Origin of the sequence: Crenobacter luteus (genome assembly GCF_004345725.1) — a bacterium.
Lineage (GTDB): Bacteria > Pseudomonadota > Gammaproteobacteria > Burkholderiales > Chromobacteriaceae > Crenobacter > Crenobacter luteus.
On sequence record NZ_SLXG01000001.1, the window covers coordinates 114867 to 136913 of the forward strand.

Genomic DNA, 22047 nt, shown 5'->3' on the forward strand with positions numbered 1-22047 from the left:
GCGTCAGGAGGGGAGGCGGTCTGGAGCGGGTGAAGGGAATCGAACCCTCGTCTTAAGCTTGGGAAGCTTCAGCTCTACCATTGAGCTACACCCGCGTGCCGCGTCAGAAGCCGCCGAATGTAGCGGCTTTTCGGCGGCTTGGCAAGACGGCGGCCCGGCGTGGCGGGCGGGCAGCGGTCCGCTCGGCGCGGCGCGGGGCTTGGCGTCGCCGGGCTGTCGCGCCGGCCGGCTATGCAGGATAATTAGAGCGGGACGAGTGCCGTCCCGAGCCCGCCGCGGGCGCCCGCTGCGGCCCGCGACCGCAAGACGAATGCCCGAACGGGAGCCCGCGCCATGCCCTATCTGCCCGACTTCATCCCGCCGTCCCGCTACGACGACCCGGCCGCCGCGCTGGCCCAGCTCACCCGCATCTACGACGGCAGCCTCGCCCACCTGCGCGAGGCGACGCGTCGCTTCGTCGCCGGCGAAGACCCGCCCGGTCGCGTGCGCGCCTTCTACCCCTTCGTGCGCATCCAGACCGAAACGGCGACGCGGCTGGCCGCCCGCGAGGCTGGCCGGCTCAGCTACGGCTTCGTCGCCGGCCCGGGGCGCTACGAGACGACGCTGACGCGTCCCGACCTGTTCGCCGACTACTACCTCGAACAGCTGACGCTGCTGCTGCAGAACCACGGCGGCGAACTCGAGGTCGGCACCAGCTCGCAGCCGATTCCGGTGCACTTCTCCTTCGCCGAGGGCGACCATCTCGAGGGCAGCCTCACGCCAGAGCGGCGGCAGAAAATGCGCGACGTGTTCGACCTGCCCGAGCTCGCCGCGATGGACGACGGCATCGCCAACGGCACGCACGCGCCGAAGGGGGGCGAGCCGCAGCCGCTGGCGCTCTTTACCGCGCCGCGCGTCGACTACTCGCTGCACCGGCTGCGCCACTACACCGGCACCTCGCCCGAGCACTTCCAGAACTTCGTGCTGTTCACCAACTACCAGTTCTACATCGACGAGTTCATCCGCCTCGGGCGCGAGCGCGTCGCCGACGAAGGCGGCGACTACGCCGCCTTCGTCGAGCCCGGCAACGTGATCACCCGGCGCGGCGGGAAGGACGCCGGCGGCAAGGCGCCGCCGCGCCTGCCGCAGATGCCGGCCTACCATCTGGTGCGCGGCGACCGCGGCGGCATCACCATGGTCAACATCGGCGTCGGCCCGGCCAACGCCAAGACCATCACCGACCACATCGCGGTGCTGCGGCCGCACGCGTGGATCATGCTCGGCCACTGCGCGGGGTTGCGGCAGTCGCAGCGGCTCGGCGACTACGTGCTCGCGCACGGCTACGTGCGCGACGACCACGTGCTCGACGAGGACCTGCCGCTGTGGGTGCCGATTCCGGCGCTGGCCGAGATCCAGCTCGCGCTCGAGGCGGCGGTGTCCGACGTCACGCTCACGCAGGGCGCCGAGCTCAAGCGCATCATGCGCACCGGCACGGTCGCCAGCACCGACAACCGCAACTGGGAGCTGTTGCCCGACAACGGTCCGCAGCGGCGCTTCAGCCAGAGTCGCGCCGTCGCGCTCGACATGGAGAGCGCGACCATCGCCGGCAACGGCTTCCGCTTCCGCGTGCCCTACGGCACCCTCTTGTGCGTCAGCGACAAGCCGTTGCATGGCGAGATCAAGCTGCCGGGCATGGCAGACCACTTCTACCGCGAGCGCGTCGACCAGCACCTGCGCATCGGCATCCGCGCGATGGAATTGCTGCGCGAGCGCGGCGTCGACAGCCTGCACAGCCGCAAGCTGCGCAGCTTCGCCGAGGTCGCCTTCCAGTAGCGCGCCGCGTCGCGGCGGAGAAATGTGATTTTTCACACCCGGCGCCGTTTAAGGCGCGCGCCGTCCCGGTCGCCTTGTGGGGGTGACGGCGATGACGCCGGTCCCGAACCCCGACGAAGGAGCACCATCCATGCTGAGTCTGCACACCAACGCCGCCGCGTTGTTCACCAAGAGCAACCTGAACGCCAGCCAGAGCGGCCTGACCACCGCGATGACCCGCCTGGGTACCGGTTTTCGCATCAACTCGGCGATGGACGACGCGGCCGGGCTGCAGATCGCGACCCGTCTGGACGCGCAGAGCCGCGGCATGAGCGCCGCGATGAAGAACACCCAGAACGGCATCAGCATGCTGCAGACCGCCGACGGCGCGCTGAGCGAGGTGTCGAACATCCTGCTGCGCATGAAGGACCTCGCGACCGAGGCCGCCAACGGCACCGCCAGCACCGACGACCAGACCGCGCTGAAAGCCGAGTTCGACGCGCTGGGGGCCGAGATGACCAACATACTGGACAACACCAAGTTCGGCGGCGAAACCTTGCTGAGCGGCGGCAAGCTGGCCAGCGCGGTTACCTTTCAGATTGGTGCTTCTGCAGCCGAAACGATGGAGGTTGATGTGAGTGCGGCATTGACCGCTGCTGAGACCGTACCGACTACCATTGGTGCGGCAGCGGACATCGATACCATCAATACGGCCATCAACAATGTCGGCACCCTGCGCTCGGCGATCGGCGCCAGCGCCAACCGCCTCGGCCATGTCTACAACAACCTGGCGAACGTGAACAACAACACCCAGATCGCCAAGAGCCGCATCATGGACACCGACTACGCGACCGAGACCGCGTCGATGACCGCCAAGCAGATGCTGATGCAGGCCGGCGTCGGCATGCTCAAGCAGAGCGGCTCGATGGGCCAGCTGGCGATGTCGCTGCTGCAGTAAGTCCGGCGAGTCCCGCGCTGCGCCGCTTCAAGCCGACCCGGGCAGGGTCGGCTTTTTCATGTTCATGGCCGCACCGGCCGGCCGGCGTCGCGGGTGTGATTTTTCACACCCGGCGCCGTTTAAGGCGCGCGCCGTCCCGGTCGCCTTGTGGGGGTGACGGCGATGACGCCGGTCCCGAACCCCGACGAAGGAGCACCATCCATGCTGAGCTTGCACACCAACGCCGCCGCGTTGTTCACCAAGAGCAACCTGAACGCCAGCCAGAGCGGCCTGACCACCGCGATGACCCGCCTGGGTACCGGTTTTCGCATCAACTCGGCGATGGACGACGCGGCCGGGCTGCAGATCGCGACCCGTCTGGACGCGCAGAGCCGCGGCATGAGCGCCGCGATGAAGAACACCCAGAACGGCATCAGCATGCTGCAGACCGCCGACGGCGCGCTGAGCGAGGTGTCGAACATCCTGCTGCGCATGAAGGACCTCGCGACCGAGGCCGCCAACGGCACCGCCAGCGCCGACGACAAGACCGCGCTGCAGGCCGAGTTCGACGCGCTGGGCCAGGAGCTGGGCAATATCATGAACAACACCAAGTTCGGGGGTACCGACTTGCTGAAGGCGGGTTCGGGCAAGCTGACCGGCGCGATTAATTTCCAGATCGGCGCCAGCGCGGCGGAAGTGCTGACCATGGACCTGGGCACGGGCGGCAACGACGAGATGGGCGCTCTGGATACCGCGCTGGGTGCGGCCACGGCCAACTATACGGCGGCCGGCGTGGGGACCGAGCTGACGGGTAGCGCCAACGCCACGATCACCCTGCTGGATACCGCCATTGCCGCTACGGGCGCCGTGCGTTCCGCCATCGGCGCCAATGCCAACCGCCTCGGCCACGTCTACAACAACCTGGCGAACGTGAACAACAACACCCAGATCGCCAAGAGCCGCATCATGGACACCGACTACGCGACCGAGACCGCGTCGATGACCGCCAAGCAGATGCTGATGCAGGCCGGCGTCGGCATGCTCAAGCAGAGCGGCTCGATGGGCCAGCTGGCGATGTCGCTGCTGCAGTAAGACGGACGCGTTTCTTCGTCCCGTCGTCCCCGGCCGGCCGCCTTCGCGGCCGGCTTTTTCATTACGGGTAGCTCTTGATGAACGACAGAATCCAGCCGGTCGCGCCGCTGCGGCCGGTCTCGCCGCAGCGCCCGGGCGCGCAGGAGCGGCGTTTTTTTGCCGGCGAAGTGCTGACGGCGAGCGTCGAGGCGCGCGGGGCGGGCGACGAGGTCGCGCTGAGCGTCGACGGGCGGCGGCTGACGCTGACCTTGCCGCCGTCGGCCTCCTGGCAGCCCGGCACGACGGTGAGGCTGCAGGTGCTCGCGGTGGCGCCGCGGCTCGAGCTGGCCTGGCTGGACGCGCCGCCCGACGCGCCGGATGCGGGCGGCGACGCGCCCGCCGCGCGGGCGTGGCGCGCCGACGAGGCGAGTTTGCCGCGGCTGACGCCGGCGCGACCCGAGGCGGCGGCGCTGGCGCGCGACTGGCGCGAGGCGCTGCTCGGCCGGCTCGCGGCCGGCGCGGCGCGCTTCGTGCACGAGGCCGGCAGCCATCTGCCCGGCGCGCTGCTGGCCGCCTCGCCGCAGCTGGCGCTGGCCGCCTCGCGCGGCGAGGGGTTGGCCGAGCCGCCGCTGCCCCTGTGGCTGCCGATGTGGTTGTGGGGCGGGCCGCGGCTCGCGCTGAGCGTCGAGGACGCGTTGCGCGCGCCGGACGAGGCGGACGCGGTCGACACGCTCGACCTGGTGCTCGAGGCGACGCTGCCGGGGTTCGGACGGCTGAAGCTGAGGGCAAGGAAGCTGCGCGACGGCGGCGTGGCCCTGGCGCTGTCCGCCGACGCCGCGGCGTGCCGCCTGTTGCGAGAGCGGTCGGCCGAACTCGGCGCGGCGGTCGCGGCGGCCGGCGTCAGTCTGGCGCGGCTGTACATCGACGAGGACGAGGCGATGGCGGGGCTGGCGATCGGCCGGCACGGCGCCAGCCTGTTCGAGGCGCGCCGCGTGTCGGGCGAATTGTGCGCGGCGGCGGCGGCGGTGCTGCTGGCCTTGTGTCCGGCCGCGGCGTGACGCTCGGCCTTCGAGGCCGACGCCGCTCAACCCAGGGTGCCGATCAGGCTGACCTCGCGGTTTTCCGGCACCTCGTTGTACGACAGCACGTTGAGGCCGGGCGCGAACAGCCGGCCGTAGCGCGCCAAAAGCGGCCGGATCTGCGGCATCACCAGCAGGATGGGGGCGGTCGCGTGCTGCTTCATCTGGTCGCGGATGATCGGCATGTTGACCTGCAGCTGCTGCAGCACGTTCGGGTCGACCGGGAAGCTGTCGAGCGGCGGCTTGCCGGTCTGCTGCGCCTGCGCCAGCGCGCCGAGCAAGAGATTCTCCAGTTCCGCGGTCAGGTTGAACGCCTTCATCTCGCCGCGCGGGCCGAGGATGGCCTGCACGATCTGGCGCTTGAGCGTGCTGCGCACCTCGGCGGCCAGCAGGATGGGGTCCTTGCTCGTCTCGGCCGCCTCGACCAGCGTGGTCGCGATCGGCACGATGTCCTTGAGCGGTACGCCGTCGGTCAACAGCGTGCGGAACACCCGCAACTGCTGGCTCGGGTTCAGCGCCTGGTTCAGCGCCTGGGCGAGCCTGGGCGCCTGCTGCGCGAGCCGCTCGCCGAGCGCGGCGACGTCGTCGTGGCGGAACAGTTCGGCCAGGCTATCGCGCATCAGCTTGTTCAGGTGGGTGGCGATCACGCTGGCGCAGTCGACCACCTGGTAGCCGAGACCGAGCGCGCGGGCCTTGTCGGCCGGGTCTATCCACGTCACCGGCATCGCGTACGCCGGGTCGACGCCGGGGATGCCGTCGAGCTGGCCGTAGACCTCGGGCGAGGGGATAGCCATCAGCCTCTCGGCGTGCACCTCGGCCTCGGCCAACGTCGCGCCGCCGATCAGGATCGCGTACTGCGAGGGCTTGAGCCTGAGGTCGTCGCGCACGGTCACCGGCGGCACGAGGATGCCCATCGCCTCGCTCAAGCTTTGGCGCACGCCCTTGACGCGCTTGGAGAGCGGCGCGCCCTGCGCCTTGTCGATCAGGCCGACCAGCTTGTAGCCGAGCGACAGCGACAGCAGCTCGGTGTGCGGCAGCGCCTGCCAGTCGAGCTCGACCTCGCCGTCGCCGGCGAGCGCCTGCTGCAGCGTCGCGGCGTCCGGCGCGGCGGCGCCTTTGGGTGCGCGTTTTTGCAGCCGCCAGCCGACGAAGGCCAGCAACAGCGCGAAGGCGAGGAAGGGCGGCCACGGCATGCCGGGGATGACGGTCAGCACGAACATCACGCCGGCGGCCGAGAACAGCACGGTCGGCGAGGCCAACAGCTGCGAGCCGACCTGGTCCTGCATGTCGCCGGCGTCGCTGACGCGGGTGACGATGATGGCGGCGGCGGCCGACAACAGCAGCGCCGGAATCTGCGCGACCAGGCCGTCGCCGATGGTCATCAGCGCGTACTGGCGGAAAGCGTCGGCGAAGCCCATGTCGTGCATCAGCGCGCCGATCGCGACGCCGCCGACCAGGTTGATGATCAGGATCAGGATGCCGGCGATCGCGTCGCCGCGCACGAACTTGGACGCGCCGTCCATCGCGCCGTAGAAGTCGGCCTCGTTGGCGATGTCGCGGCGGCGCTGCTGCGCGGTTTCCTGGTTGATCACGCCGGCGTTCAGGTCGGCGTCGATCGCCATCTGCTTGCCGGGCAGCGCGTCGAGCGTGAAGCGCGCCGACACTTCCGAGATGCGCTCGGCGCCCTTGGTGACCACGACGAAGTTGATGATCATCAGGATCACGAACACCACCAGGCCGACGACGAAGTTGCCGCCGATCACCACGTGGCCGAAGGCCTCGATCACGCGGCCGGCCGCCGCGGTGCCCTCGTGCCCGTTCAGCAGCACCACCCGCGTCGACGCGACGTTCAGCGTCAGCCGCATCAGCGTGGTCGCCAGGATGATGGTCGGGAACACCGAGAAGTCCAGCGGCCGCCTGGCCGACACGCTGACCAGGATCACGATGATCGCCAGCACGATGTTGAAGGTGAACAGCGCGTCCAGCGCCAGGGGCGGCAAGGGCAGGATCACCATCGCCAGGATGGCTAAGAGGTAGAGCGGCGCGGCGACCTTGTGGCGGGACAGTTCGGCGATCAGGCGGGTCAGGGACTTCATGGCTGGTTTCGCGGTTCGGCAAGCTCGCGCGGCACGGGCAGCTCGGCCGACAGCTCGGGCCGGCTGCGCCGCGAGCCCGCGCGGAACGCCTTCAGTTGCAGGACATAGGTCAGCACCTGCGCCACCGCGCGGTAGAGCGGGGCGGGGATCTGCTGGTTGACCTGGGTGGTGTGGTAGACGGCGCGCGCCAAGGGCGGCAGCGTCAGCACCTCGACGCCGTGCTCGTCGGCGACCGTCCGGATGTAGAGCGCCATCTCGTCGACGCCCTTGGCGACGATGAACGGCGCCTCGGCGCGGTCCTCGTCGTACTTGAGCGCGACCGCGTAGTGCGTCGGGTTGACGATGACCACGTCGGCCGAGGGGACCGCCTTCCTTGCGCCGCGCTGCGCCATCTGCATCTGCAGCTGGCGCACGCGCTGCTTGATCTCGGGCCGGCCCTCGGTGCTCTTGTACTCGTCCTTGACTTCCTGCTTGCTCATGCGCTGCTGGCGCATGAACAGCATCGCCTGCAGCGGCAGGTCGATCAGCGCGAACACGGCGAACACCGCGCACAGCGCCAGCAGCGCGTCGAGCAGCAGCCTGGCCGAGTTCGCGAGCGCCGTCTCGAGCGGCGCGCCCTGCAGCGCGAAGAAGTCCAAGAGCGCGTTGCGGCTGATGTAGTACAGCACGGCGCCCAGCACCAGCGCCTTGACGATGGACTTGCCGATCTCGGTCGCGTGCTGCGGCGACGCGATGCGGCTAAAGTGCGCCAGCGGGTTGAGCCGCTCGAACTTCGGATGGAAGTGGCGCGCGGCGAACACCCAGCCGCCCGGGAACAGCGACACGGTCGCCACCATCACCGGGATCACGCACAGCGGCAGCAGCATCTTCAGTAGCAGCCACAGCGTGCCGAGGAACAGCATCGACCAGGCGTTCTCCAGCGAGCCGGGGCTCGTGAGCGTCGCGAACGACAGCGCGAACAGTCGGCGGAAGTCGTCGAGCCAGCCGGGCATCAGCATGAAGGACAGCTTGAGCGCGACCAGCAGGCCGACGGCGCTGGCGACGTCGCGCGAGCGCGCGACCTGGCCCCGCTTCTTCGCCTCGCGCAGCTTGTGCGGCGTGGCCTTTTCTGTCTTGTCGCCCTTCGCCTCAGCCACGCCCGCCTCCGAGCATCGCTTCTATCATCTTCAGGATCTGGTCGGTCAGCCTCAGGTACTGCTCGGGCACGAAGCGCACCAAGAGCGACAGCGTGCCGAGCCCGAACAGCGTCACCAGCGGAAAGCCGAGCGAGAACAGATTCAGCGCCGGCGCGACGCGGTTGATCAGGCCGAAGCCGACCTGCACGACGAAGGTCGCGAACACCGCCGGCAGCGCCAGCAGCACGGCGGCCGAGAACGCCCAGCCCAGGCCGCCGGCCAGCGCCCTGAGCGAGGCCGCGTCGACCCCGCCGCCGACAGGCCAGGCGACGAAGCTCGAATGGACGATCTGCACCAGCACCAGGTGGCCGTCGATCGCGAAGAACAGCAGCGCGCCCAACAGGTAGAGCAGCGTCGAGACGACGTCGGACGAGCTGCCGTTGCCCGGGTCGTTCATCACCGCCATCGACAGGCCCATCTGCGACGACACCAGAAAGCCGAGCAGCGACAGCACCGTCATCACCAGCTGCAGCGCCATGCCGAACACCAGACCTATCACCACTTGCTCGAAGGCGACGATGACGCCGTACAGCGAGAACGGGTCGATCGCCGGCGTGCCGCGCAGCGCCGGCTGCACCGCGACGGCGAGCGCCAGCGCGGCGCCGATGCGCACCCGCGCCGGCACCATCGCCTCGCCCAGGAGCGGCGCGACGGTCAGCGCGGCGACGAAGCGGCAGAACGGCCACCACAGCGCGGGCAGCAGCTCGACGAGGCCGGCGATCGGACCGCTCATCCGGCCTATCCGACCAGGGTCGCGGCGCGCCGGAAGGTCTCGACGCAGAAATCCATCAGCAGGCCGGCCATCCAGTGGCCGGCGAGCGCGATCGTCGCCAGCGTCACCAACAGGCGCGGCAGGAAGGACAGCGTCTGTTCGTTGATCTGCGTCGCCGCCTGGACGAGGCTGACGAGCACGCCGACGATCAGGCCGGGCAGGATCAGCAGCACGACGAGGGTGACGACGACGTAGAGGCTGTCGTTGACGAGGTCGACGGCGATGTCGGGGGTCAGCATGGGGAATCCGGGCTAGTAGGGCTGCACCGAGGTGACCAGCGTGTTGACGGTCAGCGACCAGCCGTCGACCAGCACGAACATCAGCAGCTTCAGCGGCAGCGAGATCACCAGCGGCGACAGCATCATCATGCCCATCGCCATCAGCACGCTCGAGACGACCAGGTCGATCACGAGGAAGGGAATGAACAGCATGCAGCCGATCTGGAACGCGGTTTTCAGTTCCGACAGCACGAAGGCGGCCAGCTTGACGGCGAAGGAATGGTCCTCGGGCCGCGCGACGTTCGCCTCGCCCGACAGCCTGGCCACCTGCGCGAGCGCCGCCTTGTTGGTCTGCGCGAGCATGAAGCGCGACACCGGCTCCTGCGCGATCGCGAGCGCCTGCTGCATGGTGATCTTGTCGGCGTCGAACGGCACCATCGCCTTGTTCCACACCTCCAGGCCCACCGGCCGCATCACCAGCAGCGTCAGGATCAGCGCGACGCCGGTGACGAGGCGGTTGGGCAGGCCCTGCTGCAGGCCGAGCGCCTGCCGCAGCAGCGACAGCACGATCACGAAGCGGGTGAAGCTCGTCATCATCAGCACCAGCGCGGGCAGCAGCCCGAGCAGGGTCATCAGGATGAGGATCTGCGTCTTGACGGTGAAGTCGACCTGCGTGCCGCCGGCGTCGGCCGACAGCAGCGTCAGCGCGTCGTCGGCGCAGGCGTCGCCGGCGGCGAGCGCGAGGGCCGCCGCCAGCGAGGGCAGCAGGAGGGCGCGGACCGCCTTCATGGCGCCAGCGAGTCCAGGTCGAGGTCGTTCAGCTCGACGACGCGCAGACCGTAGTTGTCGCCGCACACCACCACCTCGGCGCGGCCGATCACCGTGCCGTTGACCTTGATGTCGAGCGGCTCGCCGGCGAGCTTGTCCAGCTCCAGCACCGAGTCCGGGCCGATGTCGACCAGTTCGGCCAGGGTCAGGTCGGCGGTGCCGACCTCGAGCGTCAGCGTCACCGGGATCTTGCGCAGGAAGTGGCTCATGTCGCGCGAGGCGCGGCGCGGCGCCGCTTGCGCCTGGGCGGGGGCCTTGTCGAGGTCGTCGAGGACGCCGTCCAGATCGAATTCGTCGTTCAGTTCCATGCTTACTCCGCATCGTCGAAAGAGGTCAGGCAGAGCCTGCCGTGGCGCTCGGCCACGTTGGCCGAGAACACGCGTCGCGGACCGATGCGTACGTCGGCCCGCGGCTTGAGGCCCACCGGCAGCACCGTGCCGACCTTCAGGTCGACGATGTCGCCTAGCGTCATCCGTTTTTCCACCAGCCGCGCGCACAGCGCGACCTTGAGCCGCTCGGAGAAGGCCGTCGCCGGCGCCGGCCGCGGCTCGGCGTGCGCGCGGCGCCGCGCCAAAAGGCGCAGCACGGCGGCGAAGGCCGGCGCGTCGAAGGCGAGCGCGATGCGGCTCGCGCCGCCGCCGGCCTCGCCCAGCGTCAGCGCCAACGTCCACGCCGGCGCCTCGCAGGGCGGGAAGGGCAGCGTGGCCGGCGCTTCGGCCGCGCCTCCCGCCGGCAGACCGTCGCCGGCCAGCCGCCAGACGGCACGGCGCACGTGCGGCGCGATCCGCTCGCCGAGCAGGCGGGCCAGCCGCCTTTCGGTCTCGGTCTCGTGCTGCGTCTGCGGCGCCAGCCGCGCGCTGCCGGCGGCCGCGCGACCGCCGTAGCGGTATTCGAGCACCGACAGCAGCAGCGGCCGCTCGACGCGCACGCCGACGTGGCCCTCGTCGAGCGGATGCCAGCTACCGGCGCCGGTGCCTTCCTCCACCGTCCCCGCCTTGAGCGATTGCAGCCGGAAGCGGGCGCGGTAGCGGCCATTGAGCTCGTGCGCGACGAAGTCGCTCAGTTCCTGCTCGAGCAGGCGCAGAAAGGCCGGTAACAGGTGGAAAGGGCGGCCCAGCGTGGCCGGATCCAGCGCCGGCAAGCCGGCGCCGTCGGCGCGGGGAAGGATTCGGGACTTGGGCATGGCGCGTGTTTTCGGTGTCGGACCGGAACGGCTCGGGCGCCGGCCGGATCAAGTGTCCGCGCATCTTACTGAAAGCCCGCCGGGCGCAAAGGGTGAAAATTCACGTTGTGAGTTGTGAAAATTTACGCGGTGTATAAGTAAGTGATGAGTTTAAACTGCGCCGCATTCAGCCTCGGCCCCGACCGTGCGGCGCGCGACGCGTCGCCAGGAGCCGACCTCAACGGAGTTCCGAATGGCAGTAAACCTGAACGCGACGATCCTGGCCGACCAGGCGCGCATCCTCAACGACATGGCCGGCCTCGCGCGCGTCGCGGGCGCGGCGCCGGCGGCCGGCGACGCGCACGGTGCGGAAAGCTTCGCGCAGGCGATGATGGCGGCGGTGCACGACGTCGACGCGCAGAACCGTGCGGCCGGCGACAAGATGGCCGAGGTCGACAGCGGCGCCAGCGACGATCTGGTCGGCGCGATGATGATGAGCCAGGAGGCGAGCCTGTCGTTCTCGATGCTGATGCAGGTTCGTAACAAGGTGGTCGCCGCCGTCGACGACCTGCTCAAGATGCCCATCTGACTGAAGCGACGGTTCCCATCGTGTTAGCCCAACTTCGCAACGGCCTGTCGTCGTGGCGCGAGCTCGCCGCCCGCCGCCCGGCGCTGCCGGCCTCCGGCCTGCGCTATTTCTTGCCCATGCTGGTGCTGGCCATCGGCCTGACCGCCCTCGTGCTCGCCTGGCTGTGGCGCGACGACGCCAGCTACAAGCCGGTGTTCGGCGCCACCGAGAAGGTCGCCGCCGCCGACATGATGGCGGTGCTCGACGCCGAGCAGATTCCCTACCGCCTCCACCCGCAGACCGGCCAGGTGCTGGTGCCCGACGCCGCGCTCGGCCGCGTGCGCATGACGCTGGCGGCGCGCGGCGTGGTCGCCCAGTTGCCGGCCGGACTCGAGCTGCTGGACAAGAACGACCCGCTCGGCGTCAGCCAGTTCGTGCAGGACGTGCGCTTCCGCCGCGGCCTCGAGGGCGAGCTGGTGCAGAGCATCCTCGCGCTCGACCCGGTCGCGGCGGCGCGCGTGCACCTGTCGCTGCCGCGTTCGTCGTCCTTCGTTTCCGCCGGCGACGACAAGGGCTCGGCGTCGGTGGTGGTGACGCTCAAGAGCGGCCGCCAGTTGTCGAACGAGCAGATCGCCGCGGTCGTCAAGCTGGTCGCCGGCAGCGTGTCGACGCTCGACCCGGCCAAGGTCACGCTGGTCGACCAGGCCGGCAACCTGTTGTCGTCGCGCGTCGAGTTGGCCGAGGGCGGCGCGCCCTTGGCCAGCGAGAGCGATGCGGCGCGCCGCTTCCGCGAGGAGGCGATCGAGAACGTGCGCGCGCTGCTGGTGCCGGTGGTCGGCGCCGACAACTTCAAGGTCAGCGTGACCGCCGAGGTCGACAACGACCGCGTCGAGGAAACGCGCGAGCAGTACGGCGAGGCGCCCAAGGTCACCAACGAGGCCTCGCGCGAGGAAAAGTCGAGCGAGGCGGCGGCGCTCGGCATCCCCGGCTCGCTGAGCAACCGCCCGATCGCTCCCGACGCGTCCGCGCCGGCCGGCGAGGCGCTGGGTTCGCGCAAGAACGCGGTTACCCGCCAGTACGCCTACGACCGCAACATCACGCAGATCAAACGCGCGCGCGGCCAGCTGGGGCGGCTGTCGGTCGCGGTGGTGTTGAACCAGGCGGCGGCGCCGGCCGGGCGCGCGTGGACGCCGGCGCAGTTGGCCGAAGTCGACCGGGTGCTCAGGAACGGCCTCGGCATCAAGGCCGAGCGCGGCGACGCGCTGGTGGTCAGCGCGATGGCCTTCCCCGGCCAGGTCGCGCCAGAACCGTGGTGGACGCAGCGCGACACCATCGTCGACGGCGCCGGCTGGCTCGCTTACGCGCTGGCCTTGCTGCTGGGCTACCTGTTGATCGCCCGTCCGGTGCTCAGGCTGCTGCGCGAGTGGGTCGAGTCGTCGCGCGCCGCGCCGGTCGCACCGGAGTTGGCCGAGCTCAAGCAGGCGCGCCTCGAGGCGCCGGCCGTCGCCTCCGGCGACGAGGGCGGCGACGGGGCCGCGCGCGCCGACGCGCCCGCGGCGCTGCCCGATCCGAACCAGGCGGTCAGCCCGGTGGTGCCGCTGCTGGAAAACTACGACCTGCCGCCGGCCGGCTCGCCGGTCGACGTGCTGGTCGACCATCTGAAGGGCCTCGCAGCCAAGGAGCCCGAGCGGGTGGCCGAGGTGCTGAAACAATGGGTGCAGAAAAAAGATGGAAGAAGCGCGTAATCCCGGCAACTTGCCGCTAGACCCGGCGGCGGTGAGCCCGGTCGAGCAGGCGGCGATCCTGCTGCTGTCGATGGGCGAGGAGCCGGCCGCCGGCGTCCTGCGCTACCTGTCGCGCGAGGAGCTCCTGGCCGTCACCCAGACCATGTCCAGCCTCAGCGGCATCAAGGTCGACATGGTCAAGGGCACGCTGCAGAAGTTCTTCGACGAGTACCGCGAGCAGAGCGGCGTGCACGGCGCCAGCCGCGCCTTCCTCAAGCGCACGCTCGACATGGCGCTCGGCAGCGACATCGCCGACAGCGTGCTCGACAACATCTACGGCGACGCGATCCGGCCGAAGATGGCGCGCCTGCAGTGGGTGTCGCCGCAGTGGCTGGCCGACCGCATCGCCGCCGAACATGTGCGCATGCAGGCGGTGTTCCTCGCCTTCCTGCCGCCGGCGCTCGCCGGCCAGGTGCTCGACGCGCTGCCCGAGGAGAGCCGCGACAGCGTGCTCGTCAACGTCGCGCGGCTGACCGACGTCGACCGTGACCTGTTGGCCGAGCTCGAGGAGCTGGTCAACCGCTGCCTCGACAGCCTCAACACGCAGAGCACCGCCGTCGAGGGCATGCAGCAGACCGCCGACATCATCAACCGGCTGCCGGGCGACCGCGCGCGCATGGTCGAACTCTTGCGCGCGCACGACCCGGAGATCGTCGGCGAGATCGAGGCGCGCATGTACGACTTCTTCGTGCTGTCGCGCCAGACCGAGGCGGTGCTGATGCGCATCGCCGAAGAGATCGAGCTCGAACAGTGGGCGATCGCGCTCAAGGGCGCCGAGCCGGCGGTGCGCGAGGCCATCATCCAGACCATGCCGCGCCGTCAGGCGCAGAGCTTCGAGGACATGATGCGCCGCTCGGGCCCGGTGCCCAAGAGCCGCGTCGAGGAAACGCGCCGCGACATCATGACCCAGGTCAAGGCGCTCGCCGACGCCGGCGAGATCGACCTGCAGCTGTTTCCCGAGGAAGTGCTCGAGTGAAGAGCTGGCGCCCGTTCCGATTCCCGCCGCTGGCGCAGCTCGCGCCGGCCGACGACAGCGCCGCCTCGCTGCAGGACTCGCTCGCCGACGGCTTCCGTCAGGGCATGGACGCCGGCTACCGCGAAGGTTTCGAATCCGGCGAGCAGGCCGGACGCGACGCCGGTCATGCCGCAGGGTTGGCCGAAGGCCGCCAGCAAGGCTTCGAGGCGGCAAGGCGCGAAGTGCTGGCGCGTTTCGACGGTCTGGCCGCGCCGCTGGACGCGGCGGCGGCGGCGCTCGCGCGCACCGTCGACGACTACCAGAGCGCGCTGCGCGACGACGTGGTCGAGCTGGTCGCCCGCGTCGCGCGCCAGGTGATCCGCTGCGAATTGACGCTGCGCCCGGCGCAGATCCTCGACCTGGTCGAGGAAACGCTCGCGACCTTGCCCAAGGCCAGCGGCGAGGTCGAGATCGCGCTGAACGCCGACGAGTGCGAGCGCATCCGCGAACTGGCGCCCGAGCGCGCCGCGCGCTGGCGCCTGGTCGCCGACGCCAAGCTCGCGCCGGGCGAGTGCCGCATCCGCGCCGACGACAGCGAGGCCGACGCCGGCTGCCAGCAGCGTCTCGCCGCCTGCCTCGAGCAGGTGCACGAGCAGTTGGCCGAGGCTCCGGCCTTCCACGGAGAAGGCTGAGATGCTGCGCGCCGCGCTCGGCAAGCTCGACCTCGCCGACGTGCCGCTGGCGACCGTCACCGGCCGGCTGGTCGGCGCGTCCGGCCTCTTGCTCGAGAGCGTCGGCTGCCCGCTCGAAACCGGCCAGCGCTGCCTGATCGAGACCGCGTCCGGCGACTGGCTCGACGCGCAGGTGGTCGGCTTCAAGCGCGAGGTGTCCTACCTGATGCCGTTCAAGGCGCCGATCGGCCTGGCGACCGGCGCGCGCGTGCGGCCGGCGCCGGAGGCCGGCGGCCTGTTCATCGGCCCGTCTTGGCTCGGCCGCATCGTCAACGGGCTCGGCGAGCCGCTGGACGGACTCGGCCGCCTGAGCGGCGAGCATCCGCTCGGGGCGCACCCGCCGCGCGTGAACCCGCTGAAAAAGCGCCCGGTCGACGCGCCGCTCGACGTCGGCGTGCGCGCGATCAACGGCCTGTTGACGATAGGGCGCGGCCAGCGCGTCGGCCTGTTCGCCGGCAGCGGCGTCGGCAAGAGCGTGCTGCTGGGCATGATCACCCGCCACACCGAGGCCGACGTCGTCGTCGTCGGCCTGATCGGCGAGCGCGGCCGCGAGGTGCGCGAGTTCGTCGAACATTCGCTCGGCAAAGAGGGGCTGGCCAAGGCGGTGCTGGTGGTCGCGCCGGCCGACGAGTCGCCGCTGATGCGGCTCAAGGCCACCGAGCTTTGCCACACCGTCGCCGCCCATTTCCGCGACCAGGGGCGCAACGTGCTGCTGCTGGTCGATTCGCTGACCCGCTACGCGATGGCGCAGCGCGAGGTCGCGCTGTCGCTCGGCGAGCCGCCGGCGACGCGCGGCTACCCGCCGTCGGTGTTCGGCATGCTGCCCAGCCTCGCCGAGAGCGCCGGCAACGGCGAGGGGGCGGGAAGCATGAGCGCGATCTACACGGTGCTCGCCGAGGGCGACGACCAGCAGGACCCGGTGGTCGACACCGCGCGCGCCATCCTCGACGGCCACATCGTGTTGAGCCGCGAGTTGGCCGAGCGCGGTCATTACCCGGCGATCGACATCGGCGCCTCGGTCAGCCGCTGCATGACGCTGGTCGCCGACCGCGCGCAGCGCGAGGCGGCGCGCACGCTGCGCGCGCGCTGGGCGCGCTACCGCGAGGTGCGCGCGCTGATCCCGCTCGGCGGCTACACGGCCGGCGCCGACCCCGAAACCGACCTCGCGGTGCAGACGATGCCGGCGATCGAGGCTTTCTTGCGCCAGGACGCCGACGAAGCGGCGCCGCTGGCCGACACCCTGACGCAACTGACGGAGCTGAGCGCGCGATGAACCCGTACGAGACGCTGACGAGCCTGCAAACCCTGGTCCGCCTGCGCGACGCCGACGTCGACCGGCTGAGGGCCGAGCTCGACGCCAAGCGCCGCCTGCAGGAACGCTACCGGCGCAATATCGAACGCATGGACGCGCTGTGCGGCCAGAGCGGCGCGAGCGCGGCGGCGCTGCCGGCGCTGGCGCTCAACTGCGCCGGCTACAAGGGGGCGCTGCTGCAGCTGATGGCCTCGCAGCGGCAGGACCTTGCCTTGGCCGAGGCCGACGCGGCGGTCAGCCGCCAGGCGCTGACCGCCGCGACGCTCAGGCGCGAGGCGATGGCGCAGGCGCGCGACGACGTGGCCGGGCGGATCGCGAGCGAGACGGCGCGCCGCGAGCAGCGGCGCTGCGACGAGAGCGCCGGCCAGGCCTGGTGGCGCGGCCGGCGCGCGGTGTGATTATTCACGCCGCCTGAAGAAGTTCCCGCTCCCGGTCGCCTTCACAGGTATTCGGAACGGTTCGGGAACGAGGATACAGAGATGGCCGAGATCAACCCCACCCAGATCGCCACCCAGCTGGCAAGCCTGTACGTGCAGAAGTCGCAGCAGCAGCTGACGACGCAGAACAAGGCCGCCAAGGCGCGCAGCGACGCCTTGAACCAGCTGCAGAAGGCGTTGCAGGACTTCCGCTCGACGCTGTCGGGCCTCGGCGCCAAAAAGACCCTGGCTGCGATGAGCGCGAGCTTCGGCCAGGACGGCGCGGGCACGGTCAGCGCCAGCGGCACCGCGCAGCCGGGCAGCTACGCGCTGTTCGTCGAGAAGCTCGCCACCGCGCACCAGATCGCCGTCGACGGCGCGACGGCGACGGCCGGCGGCACGCTGACGATCGGTCTGGCCGGCGGCGGCAGCTTCGACGTCGACCTGGCGGCGGCCGACCGCGACGGCGACGGCTCGCTGTCGGCCGCCGAGATCGCGCGGGCGGTCAACCGCGCGCCGGACAACGGCGGCAAGGTCAACGCGATGGTGCTGACCGCCGACGGCCAGACGCGGCTGGTGTTCGCCTCGGCCAACACCGGCGCGGCGGGCCAGATCACGCTCGACGCCTCGCAGGTGGCCGACGCCGGGCTGCAGGCGGCCCTGGGCACGCCGACCCAGCTTTCCGCCGCGGCCGACGCGGTGGTGTGGCTCGGCGGCAAGGACTCCGGCGTCAAGATGCAGCAGGCGTCGAACACTTTTACCGCGATCGACGGCGTGACGATGACCTTCACGCGCGCGATGCAGGACGGTGACGCGCCGCTGACGCTGACGGTGGCGCGCAACGCGAACGACACCGCCGCCAACGTGCAAAGTTTCGTCGACGCCTACAACGGCCTGCTCAAGACGCTCGACACGCTGTCGGCTGCCGGCGGCACCGACAAGAGCGCCGGCCCGTTCGCCTCCGATTCGGGCGTGCGCGCGCTGCGCGACCGGCTCAACACGATGATCCGCCAGCGCTTCGGCGGCGTCAGCTTGGCCGAGATGGGCGTGACCGCGTCGCGCCAGGGCACGCTGTCGCTCGACCGCGCCAAGCTCGACAAGTTGATGGCCGACAAGCCGACCGCGCTCGACGACTTCTTCAACGGCGCCGGTGCCAACGGCCTGCTCAAGGAGGTCGGCGGCTACCTCGACAAGTGGCTGAACGGCAGCAGCGGCCTGATCAAGCAGCGCCGCGACAGCGCGCAGCGCATGCAGGGCGAGCTGGACGCGCGCCAGGCGCGCATCGACAACCAGTACGACCAGGCCTACAAGCGCTACCTCGCCCAGTACTCGCAACTGCAGGCGATGCAGGCGCAGATGAGCCAGACCCTGGACACCCTCAACGGCTATTTCGCCCAGCAGTAAGCGTCCGGGACAACAGGGAGCAAACGTGGATTACCAAGCCTTCCGCGACTATCACGCGATCAACCTCGAGGCCCAGACCGCGACGGCGTCGCCGGTCCAGCTGGTGCTGGTGCTGTTCGACGGCCTCATCGACGAGCTGGCGCGCGCGCGCGGCCACATGGAGGGCCGCCGCTACGAGCAGAAGGGGGAGAGCATCACCCGCTGCATCAACATCCTGAACGGCCTGTCCAGCGCGCTGGACTTCGAGTCGGGCGGCGAGGTGGTGAGCAACCTCGCGCGCTTGTACGACTACTGCGCCTACCGCCTCTACGACGGCAGCGCGCGCCTCGACGTGGCGGCGCTCGACGAGGTGGCCGGCCTGTTGCACACGCTCAAGGGCGGCTGGATGGGGGTGCTCGAACAGCATGAAGCCGCTTGACCTGGAAACCCTCGATCTGGCGGTACGCACCGCCGTCGCCGCGCGCGACTGGGAGACGCTCGCACGGCTGGACTCCCGCCTGTCCACCTACCTCGCGCTGCTGCCGGCGATCGACGACAGCCGGGCGATCGAGCGGCTGCGAGCCAGCTACGAAGAGGCGCTCGCCGCCTGCGAAGCCGCGCGCACCGAGCTGGAGCAGCGCCTGACGGCGCTCGGTCGTTCGAAGGAGGGCCACCTGGCCTACGCGTTGGCCAGCCAGTGGGGCGAAGCATGATCGCGTCGCTTCCCCCGTCGCCGGCCGTTCCCCGCGACGCAGCCGCCCCCGGCGCGGCCCCGCCCGCCGACGCCGACGAGGCCGCGCCGGCCTCCTTCTTCGACGCGATGCTGGGCCTGCTCGGCGCCGCGCCGCCGTCGGCCGAGGCCGGACCGGCGATTCGGGACGAGGAGACCGCTCGGGAGCCGGCGGCGTTGCCGACGGTCGCGCCGCTGCTGCCGCCCACCGTCCCCCTGGTGCCCGCGCCGCCGGCGCCGTCCACGCGCGCCGATCCGCTTGGTACCCCGATTGTGCCGTTGTCCGGCGCGTCGGGCGTCGACGCGCCGCGCCTTGACGGGCCGGCGACGCCGATCTGGCCGCAGGCGGCCGACGCGCGCGCGGTGGCCGTCTCGGCGGCTGTGCCGCTCGCCCCGGCGCTGGCCGACGCGACCGCGCCGACCGTCGAGCCGGCGCTCGCGCCGCGCGAGGGTGGGCCGTCCGTGCAGCTCGTCGGCGCGTGGGCGCCGCCGCCCGCGCCGTCCGACCCGGCTCCCGAGTGGGCGCCGCTCAAACTGCCGCCCGGCAAGCCCGAGGTCTGGGGCGAGTCGCTGCGCGCCGCGCTCGGCGAGCGGCTGTCGGTGCAGAGCGCCCACGGCATCGACCGCGCGCTGATCCGGCTCGACCCACCGCAGTTCGGTTCGCTGGAAATCGCGATCCGTCACGAGGGCGGAGCGCTGTCGGTGCAGCTTGTCGCGTCGAGCGGCGAGGTGGTCCGCCAGTTGCAGGCGATAGGCGAGGTGCTGCGCCAGGATCTGGCGTCGCGCCAGTACACCCAGGTGGCGGTCGAGGTACGCGAGGGCGCGGCTCAAGGTCAGGGTCAGGGGCAGCGTCAGGGCCGCGAACCCGAGCGCGACGCGCGCCAGCCGGGCCGTGCCCTGGCCGAGGCCGGCGACGCCGCCGCGCCGTTTGCGCTCGATCGCGGCTGAACGCCTTGGAGGATGGATTAAATGAGCAAGAAAAGCATCGTGGTGGTCGCGCTCGGCATGGTGGTGGCGCTGGCCGCCGGCGCCGGCGGCGTTTACTGGTGGGCGAACTCGGAGCGGCCGCCGGCCGAGCCGGGGCAGCGCGTCGCCGCCGCCGACGCGCCGTCGCGTTTCGTGGGGCTCGACAAGGTGGTCGTGATGCTCAAGGGCGAGGCCGGCGCCGGGGAGTTGCATTACATGGCGGTCGACCTGGTGTTCCGCACCACCGAGCAGGACGAGAAGTCGCTCAAGGCCCAGCTGCCCTATCTGAAGACGGTCGCGGTGCGCGCGCTGTCGCAGCTCGAGCTGGCGCGCGCGTCGGCGATGGGCATCGACGACTACCAGGCGCTGCTGGCCAAGGCCTACACCGCGGCCTACGCCGCCGAGGCGGGCGGGCGGCCCTTTTCCGAGGTGATGGTCGGCAAGCTGATCATCGAGTAGGACGCAAACCGTGTATAGCGCTTACGCCGAAGCCGACGCGCCGCTGCGCGTCGAGGCGAGCCGGCTCGCCGAATTCGCCCCGCTGGTCAAGCGCATCGTGCGCCAGCTCGCCTCGCAGGCCGGCGGCGTGCTCGAGCGCGAGGACATGGAGCAGATCGGCCTGATGGCGCTGGTCGAATCGCTGCGCCGCTACGGCGAGCCGGACGCGCAGTTCGCCGGCTACGCGGTGCTCAGGGTGCGCGGCGCCATTCTCGACGAGCTGCGCCGGCTCGACTGGCGGCCGCGCTCCCTGCGCCAGGACGCGCACCGCCTGCGCGACGGCCTGCGCGAGCTGACCCGCCGCCTGGGGCGCGAGCCCTCCGAGGCGGAGGCGGCGCGCGCGCTCGGGCTGGACGCCGACGCCTACCGCGCGCTGTTGCTCGCCGACAACGCCGAGGCGATGGCGAGTTTCGACGAACTGCTCGCCGCCGGCGTCGAACCGGTGGACGCCGAAACGCCGGAGACGCGCGTCACGCGGCGGATGACGCTGGCCTCGGCGCTGTCCGCGCTCGACGAGCGCGAGCAGCGCGTGATCCAGCTCTACTACGAGTTCGAGCTCAGCCTCAAGGAAATCGCCGCGGTGCTCGAGCTGACCGAGGCGCGCGTCTGCCAGATCAACAAGAACGCGCTCAAGAAGATGAAGGCCCGGCTAGAGGCCGCCTGAATCGGGCGCAGACACTCTCAACAGGACCTGGGAAAGGCCAACCATGCAGCAACTTTTAGGGATAGGCATCGTGCTCGTGTGCGTCTTCGGCGGCTTCATGCTGCACGGCGGCGTGCTGCAGGTGATCTGGCAGCCGGTCGAGCTGCTGATCATCTGCGGCGCCGCGCTCGGCGCCATCGTGCTGGGCAATCCCAAGCACGTACTGGTCGAGATGCTCGGCCAACTCAAGCGCGTGGTGCTGCGCAAGAAGCACGGCGCCGAGTTCCAGCGCCAGCTGCTGCTGCTGATGTACGAGCTGCTGATTACCGCCAGCCGCGGCCTGAAGGCGCTCGACGAGCACGTCGAGGCGCCGCGCCAGAGCCCCTTGTTCAACCGCTATCCGCTGGTGCTCGAGGAGCCCAAGCTGTTGGCCTTCATCGTCGACAACTTCCGGTTGATGGCGATGGGCAAGATCAGCGCGCACGAGCTCGAGGGCGTGCTCGACCAGGAAATCGACGCCATCCACGAGGAGCTGATCCAGCCGTCCAAGTCGCTGCACAAGATCGGCGAGGCGATGCCCGGCTTCGGCATTCTCGCCGCGGTGCTCGGCATCGTGATGGCGATGAACAGCGTCGGCGAGGGCGCCAGCACCGGCGAGATCGCCGAGAAGGTCGGCGCGGCGATGGTCGGCACCTTCATCGGCATCTTCTTCTGCTACGGCGTGCTCGACCCGCTGAGCAATGTGATGCACCAAGAGGTGAAGGAGGAATTGTCCAACTTCGAATCGGTGAAGGTGGTGCTGACCACGCACGCGTCGGGCAAGCCTCCCTTGCTGGCGATCGACGCCGGCCGCCGTCTGGTGCAACTGAACACCAAGCCGAGCTTCTCGCAGCTCGAGGCGTGGATCAACGCGCTGCAGGGCGCGTGAGCGG

General features: G+C 70.5%; 24 protein-coding genes and 1 tRNA gene. 17 read left to right on the forward strand and 8 right to left on the reverse strand.

Annotation, left to right across the window (positions count from 1 at the left end; genetic code table 11):
• Nucleotides 1-21: 21 nt before the first annotated feature.
• Nucleotides 22-95 (reverse strand) — tRNA-Gly (locus tag EV683_RS00570).
• A 238-nt stretch (nt 96-333) separates the two neighbouring features.
• Here EV683_RS00570 and EV683_RS00575 point away from each other — a divergent pair.
• The 4 genes from EV683_RS00575 (at nt 334) to EV683_RS00590 (ending at nt 4857) form a co-directional block, all read left to right on the forward strand.
• On the forward strand, nt 334-1812 hold the full coding sequence (locus tag EV683_RS00575) for an AMP nucleosidase (protein WP_066612497.1): 1479 nt from the start codon (nt 334-336) through the stop codon (nt 1810-1812).
• Nucleotides 1813-1942: 130 nt separating this feature from the next.
• Nucleotides 1943-2749 (forward strand): flagellin N-terminal helical domain-containing protein, encoded by an 807-nt coding sequence (locus EV683_RS00580; RefSeq protein ID WP_131861301.1) that lies wholly within the window; start codon nt 1943-1945, stop codon nt 2747-2749.
• A gap of 201 nt (nt 2750-2950) precedes the next feature.
• On the forward strand, nt 2951-3820 hold the full coding sequence (locus EV683_RS00585) for a flagellin N-terminal helical domain-containing protein (RefSeq protein ID WP_131861303.1): 870 nt from the start codon (nt 2951-2953) through the stop codon (nt 3818-3820).
• Nucleotides 3821-3897: 77 nt separating this feature from the next.
• A complete protein-coding gene (locus EV683_RS00590; protein WP_131861305.1) occupies nt 3898-4857 on the forward strand; it encodes a hypothetical protein in 960 nt (319 codons plus the stop codon).
• Nucleotides 4858-4883: 26 nt separating this feature from the next.
• Here the strand turns inward: EV683_RS00590 and EV683_RS00595 are convergent, their stop codons facing one another.
• Genes EV683_RS00595 through EV683_RS00625 form a run of 7 tightly spaced genes read right to left on the reverse strand, consistent with a single transcriptional unit; the run spans nt 4884 to nt 11150 of the window.
• A complete protein-coding gene (locus EV683_RS00595) occupies nt 4884-6974 on the reverse strand; it encodes a flagellar biosynthesis protein FlhA (RefSeq protein WP_131861307.1) in 2091 nt (696 codons plus the stop codon).
• Nucleotides 6971-8110 carry a flagellar type III secretion system protein FlhB gene (flhB, locus tag EV683_RS00600; RefSeq protein ID WP_131861309.1) on the reverse strand — a complete coding sequence of 380 codons (1140 nt, stop codon included), beginning with the start codon at nt 8108-8110 and terminating at the stop codon, nt 6971-6973. Before flhB ends, EV683_RS00595 begins: the two co-directional genes overlap by 4 nt.
• Nucleotides 8103-8882: a flagellar biosynthetic protein FliR gene (gene fliR, locus EV683_RS00605; RefSeq protein WP_131861311.1), complete on the reverse strand. Its 780-nt coding sequence runs from the start codon at nt 8880-8882 to the stop codon at nt 8103-8105. The genes flhB and fliR overlap by 8 nt, the downstream gene beginning before the upstream one ends.
• Nucleotides 8883-8887: 5 nt before the next feature.
• Nucleotides 8888-9160, reverse strand: coding sequence for a flagellar biosynthesis protein FliQ (gene fliQ / locus EV683_RS00610; protein WP_066612507.1), 273 nt, complete (start codon nt 9158-9160; stop codon nt 8888-8890).
• Between the two features lie 12 nt (nt 9161-9172).
• On the reverse strand, nt 9173-9928 hold the full coding sequence (fliP, locus tag EV683_RS00615; protein WP_131861313.1) for a flagellar type III secretion system pore protein FliP: 756 nt from the start codon (nt 9926-9928) through the stop codon (nt 9173-9175).
• Entirely contained in the window at nt 9925-10275 is a 351-nt protein-coding gene (gene fliN, locus EV683_RS00620) for a flagellar motor switch protein FliN (protein WP_066612511.1), read from the reverse strand. The genes fliP and fliN overlap by 4 nt, the downstream gene beginning before the upstream one ends.
• Before the next feature lie 2 nt (nt 10276-10277).
• Complete coding sequence (locus EV683_RS00625) at nt 10278-11150, reverse strand: FliM/FliN family flagellar motor switch protein (protein WP_066612513.1); 873 nt, start codon at nt 11148-11150, stop codon at nt 10278-10280.
• Nucleotides 11151-11382: 232 nt separating this feature from the next.
• Here EV683_RS00625 and fliE point away from each other — a divergent pair, with 232 nt between their 5' ends.
• From fliE to motA, 13 genes are all read left to right on the forward strand, one after another.
• Nucleotides 11383-11718, forward strand: coding sequence for a flagellar hook-basal body complex protein FliE (fliE, locus tag EV683_RS00630; RefSeq protein ID WP_131861315.1), 336 nt, complete (start codon nt 11383-11385; stop codon nt 11716-11718).
• Between the two features lie 20 nt (nt 11719-11738).
• A complete protein-coding gene (gene fliF / locus EV683_RS00635; RefSeq protein ID WP_066612516.1) occupies nt 11739-13442 on the forward strand; it encodes a flagellar basal-body MS-ring/collar protein FliF in 1704 nt (567 codons plus the stop codon).
• Nucleotides 13426-14457 carry a flagellar motor switch protein FliG gene (locus EV683_RS00640; RefSeq protein WP_066612517.1) on the forward strand — a complete coding sequence of 344 codons (1032 nt, stop codon included), beginning with the start codon at nt 13426-13428 and terminating at the stop codon, nt 14455-14457. The genes fliF and EV683_RS00640 overlap by 17 nt, the downstream gene beginning before the upstream one ends.
• Nucleotides 14454-15128, forward strand: coding sequence for a flagellar assembly protein FliH (fliH, locus tag EV683_RS00645; RefSeq protein ID WP_131861317.1), 675 nt, complete (start codon nt 14454-14456; stop codon nt 15126-15128). The genes EV683_RS00640 and fliH overlap by 4 nt, the downstream gene beginning before the upstream one ends.
• A gap of 1 nt (nt 15129) precedes the next feature.
• Nucleotides 15130-16440, forward strand: coding sequence for a flagellar protein export ATPase FliI (fliI, locus tag EV683_RS00650; RefSeq protein WP_066612521.1), 1311 nt, complete (start codon nt 15130-15132; stop codon nt 16438-16440).
• On the forward strand, nt 16437-16877 hold the full coding sequence (gene fliJ, locus EV683_RS00655; protein WP_066612523.1) for a flagellar export protein FliJ: 441 nt from the start codon (nt 16437-16439) through the stop codon (nt 16875-16877). The genes fliI and fliJ overlap by 4 nt, the downstream gene beginning before the upstream one ends.
• A gap of 81 nt (nt 16878-16958) precedes the next feature.
• Complete coding sequence (fliD, locus tag EV683_RS00660) at nt 16959-18299, forward strand: flagellar filament capping protein FliD (RefSeq protein ID WP_131861318.1); 1341 nt, start codon at nt 16959-16961, stop codon at nt 18297-18299.
• 25 nt (nt 18300-18324) lie between these two features.
• Nucleotides 18325-18717, forward strand: a complete 393-nt coding sequence (gene fliS, locus EV683_RS00665; protein WP_066612526.1) for a flagellar export chaperone FliS — start codon at nt 18325-18327, stop codon at nt 18715-18717.
• Nucleotides 18704-18991: a hypothetical protein gene (locus EV683_RS00670; RefSeq protein WP_066612528.1), complete on the forward strand. Its 288-nt coding sequence runs from the start codon at nt 18704-18706 to the stop codon at nt 18989-18991. The genes fliS and EV683_RS00670 overlap by 14 nt, the downstream gene beginning before the upstream one ends.
• On the forward strand, nt 18988-19956 hold the full coding sequence (locus tag EV683_RS00675) for a flagellar hook-length control protein FliK (protein WP_131861320.1): 969 nt from the start codon (nt 18988-18990) through the stop codon (nt 19954-19956). Before EV683_RS00670 ends, EV683_RS00675 begins: the two co-directional genes overlap by 4 nt.
• Before the next feature lie 21 nt (nt 19957-19977).
• Nucleotides 19978-20433 carry a flagellar basal body-associated FliL family protein gene (locus EV683_RS00680; protein ID WP_066612531.1) on the forward strand — a complete coding sequence of 152 codons (456 nt, stop codon included), beginning with the start codon at nt 19978-19980 and terminating at the stop codon, nt 20431-20433.
• Nucleotides 20434-20443: 10 nt separating this feature from the next.
• The gene (locus EV683_RS00685) at nt 20444-21136 is read left to right on the forward strand and encodes a FliA/WhiG family RNA polymerase sigma factor (RefSeq protein WP_066612532.1); all 693 of its coding nucleotides are present in this window, start codon (nt 20444-20446) and stop codon (nt 21134-21136) included.
• 43 nt (nt 21137-21179) lie between these two features.
• A complete protein-coding gene (gene motA, locus EV683_RS00690; RefSeq protein ID WP_066612534.1) occupies nt 21180-22043 on the forward strand; it encodes a flagellar motor stator protein MotA in 864 nt (287 codons plus the stop codon).
• The last annotated feature ends 4 nt before the right edge of the window (nt 22044-22047 follow it).

Excerpts from the sequence above, each read along its gene's own strand:
- EV683_RS00575 (WP_066612497.1), top strand. The coding sequence starts at position 334 with ATGCCCTATCTGCCCGACTTCATCCCGCCGTCCCGCTACGACGACCCG.
- EV683_RS00580 (WP_131861301.1), top strand. The coding sequence starts at position 1,943 with ATGCTGAGTCTGCACACCAACGCCGCCGCGTTGTTCACCAAGAGCAAC.
- EV683_RS00585 (WP_131861303.1), top strand. The coding sequence starts at position 2,951 with ATGCTGAGCTTGCACACCAACGCCGCCGCGTTGTTCACCAAGAGCAAC.
- EV683_RS00590 (WP_131861305.1), top strand. The coding sequence starts at position 3,898 with ATGAACGACAGAATCCAGCCGGTCGCGCCGCTGCGGCCGGTCTCGCCG.
- EV683_RS00595 (WP_131861307.1), bottom strand. The coding sequence starts at position 6,974 with ATGAAGTCCCTGACCCGCCTGATCGCCGAACTGTCCCGCCACAAGGTC.
- fliR (WP_131861311.1), bottom strand. The coding sequence starts at position 8,882 with ATGAGCGGTCCGATCGCCGGCCTCGTCGAGCTGCTGCCCGCGCTGTGG.
- fliQ (WP_066612507.1), bottom strand. The coding sequence starts at position 9,160 with ATGCTGACCCCCGACATCGCCGTCGACCTCGTCAACGACAGCCTCTAC.
- fliP (WP_131861313.1), bottom strand. The coding sequence starts at position 9,928 with ATGAAGGCGGTCCGCGCCCTCCTGCTGCCCTCGCTGGCGGCGGCCCTC.
- fliN (WP_066612511.1), bottom strand. The coding sequence starts at position 10,275 with ATGGAACTGAACGACGAATTCGATCTGGACGGCGTCCTCGACGACCTC.
- EV683_RS00625 (WP_066612513.1), bottom strand. The coding sequence starts at position 11,150 with ATGCCCAAGTCCCGAATCCTTCCCCGCGCCGACGGCGCCGGCTTGCCG.
- fliE (WP_131861315.1), top strand. The coding sequence starts at position 11,383 with ATGGCAGTAAACCTGAACGCGACGATCCTGGCCGACCAGGCGCGCATC.
- EV683_RS00640 (WP_066612517.1), top strand. The coding sequence starts at position 13,426 with ATGGAAGAAGCGCGTAATCCCGGCAACTTGCCGCTAGACCCGGCGGCG.
- fliI (WP_066612521.1), top strand. The coding sequence starts at position 15,130 with ATGCTGCGCGCCGCGCTCGGCAAGCTCGACCTCGCCGACGTGCCGCTG.
- fliJ (WP_066612523.1), top strand. The coding sequence starts at position 16,437 with ATGAACCCGTACGAGACGCTGACGAGCCTGCAAACCCTGGTCCGCCTG.
- fliD (WP_131861318.1), top strand. The coding sequence starts at position 16,959 with ATGGCCGAGATCAACCCCACCCAGATCGCCACCCAGCTGGCAAGCCTG.
- EV683_RS00670 (WP_066612528.1), top strand. The coding sequence starts at position 18,704 with ATGAAGCCGCTTGACCTGGAAACCCTCGATCTGGCGGTACGCACCGCC.
- EV683_RS00675 (WP_131861320.1), top strand. The coding sequence starts at position 18,988 with ATGATCGCGTCGCTTCCCCCGTCGCCGGCCGTTCCCCGCGACGCAGCC.
- EV683_RS00680 (WP_066612531.1), top strand. The coding sequence starts at position 19,978 with ATGAGCAAGAAAAGCATCGTGGTGGTCGCGCTCGGCATGGTGGTGGCG.
- motA (WP_066612534.1), top strand. The coding sequence starts at position 21,180 with ATGCAGCAACTTTTAGGGATAGGCATCGTGCTCGTGTGCGTCTTCGGC.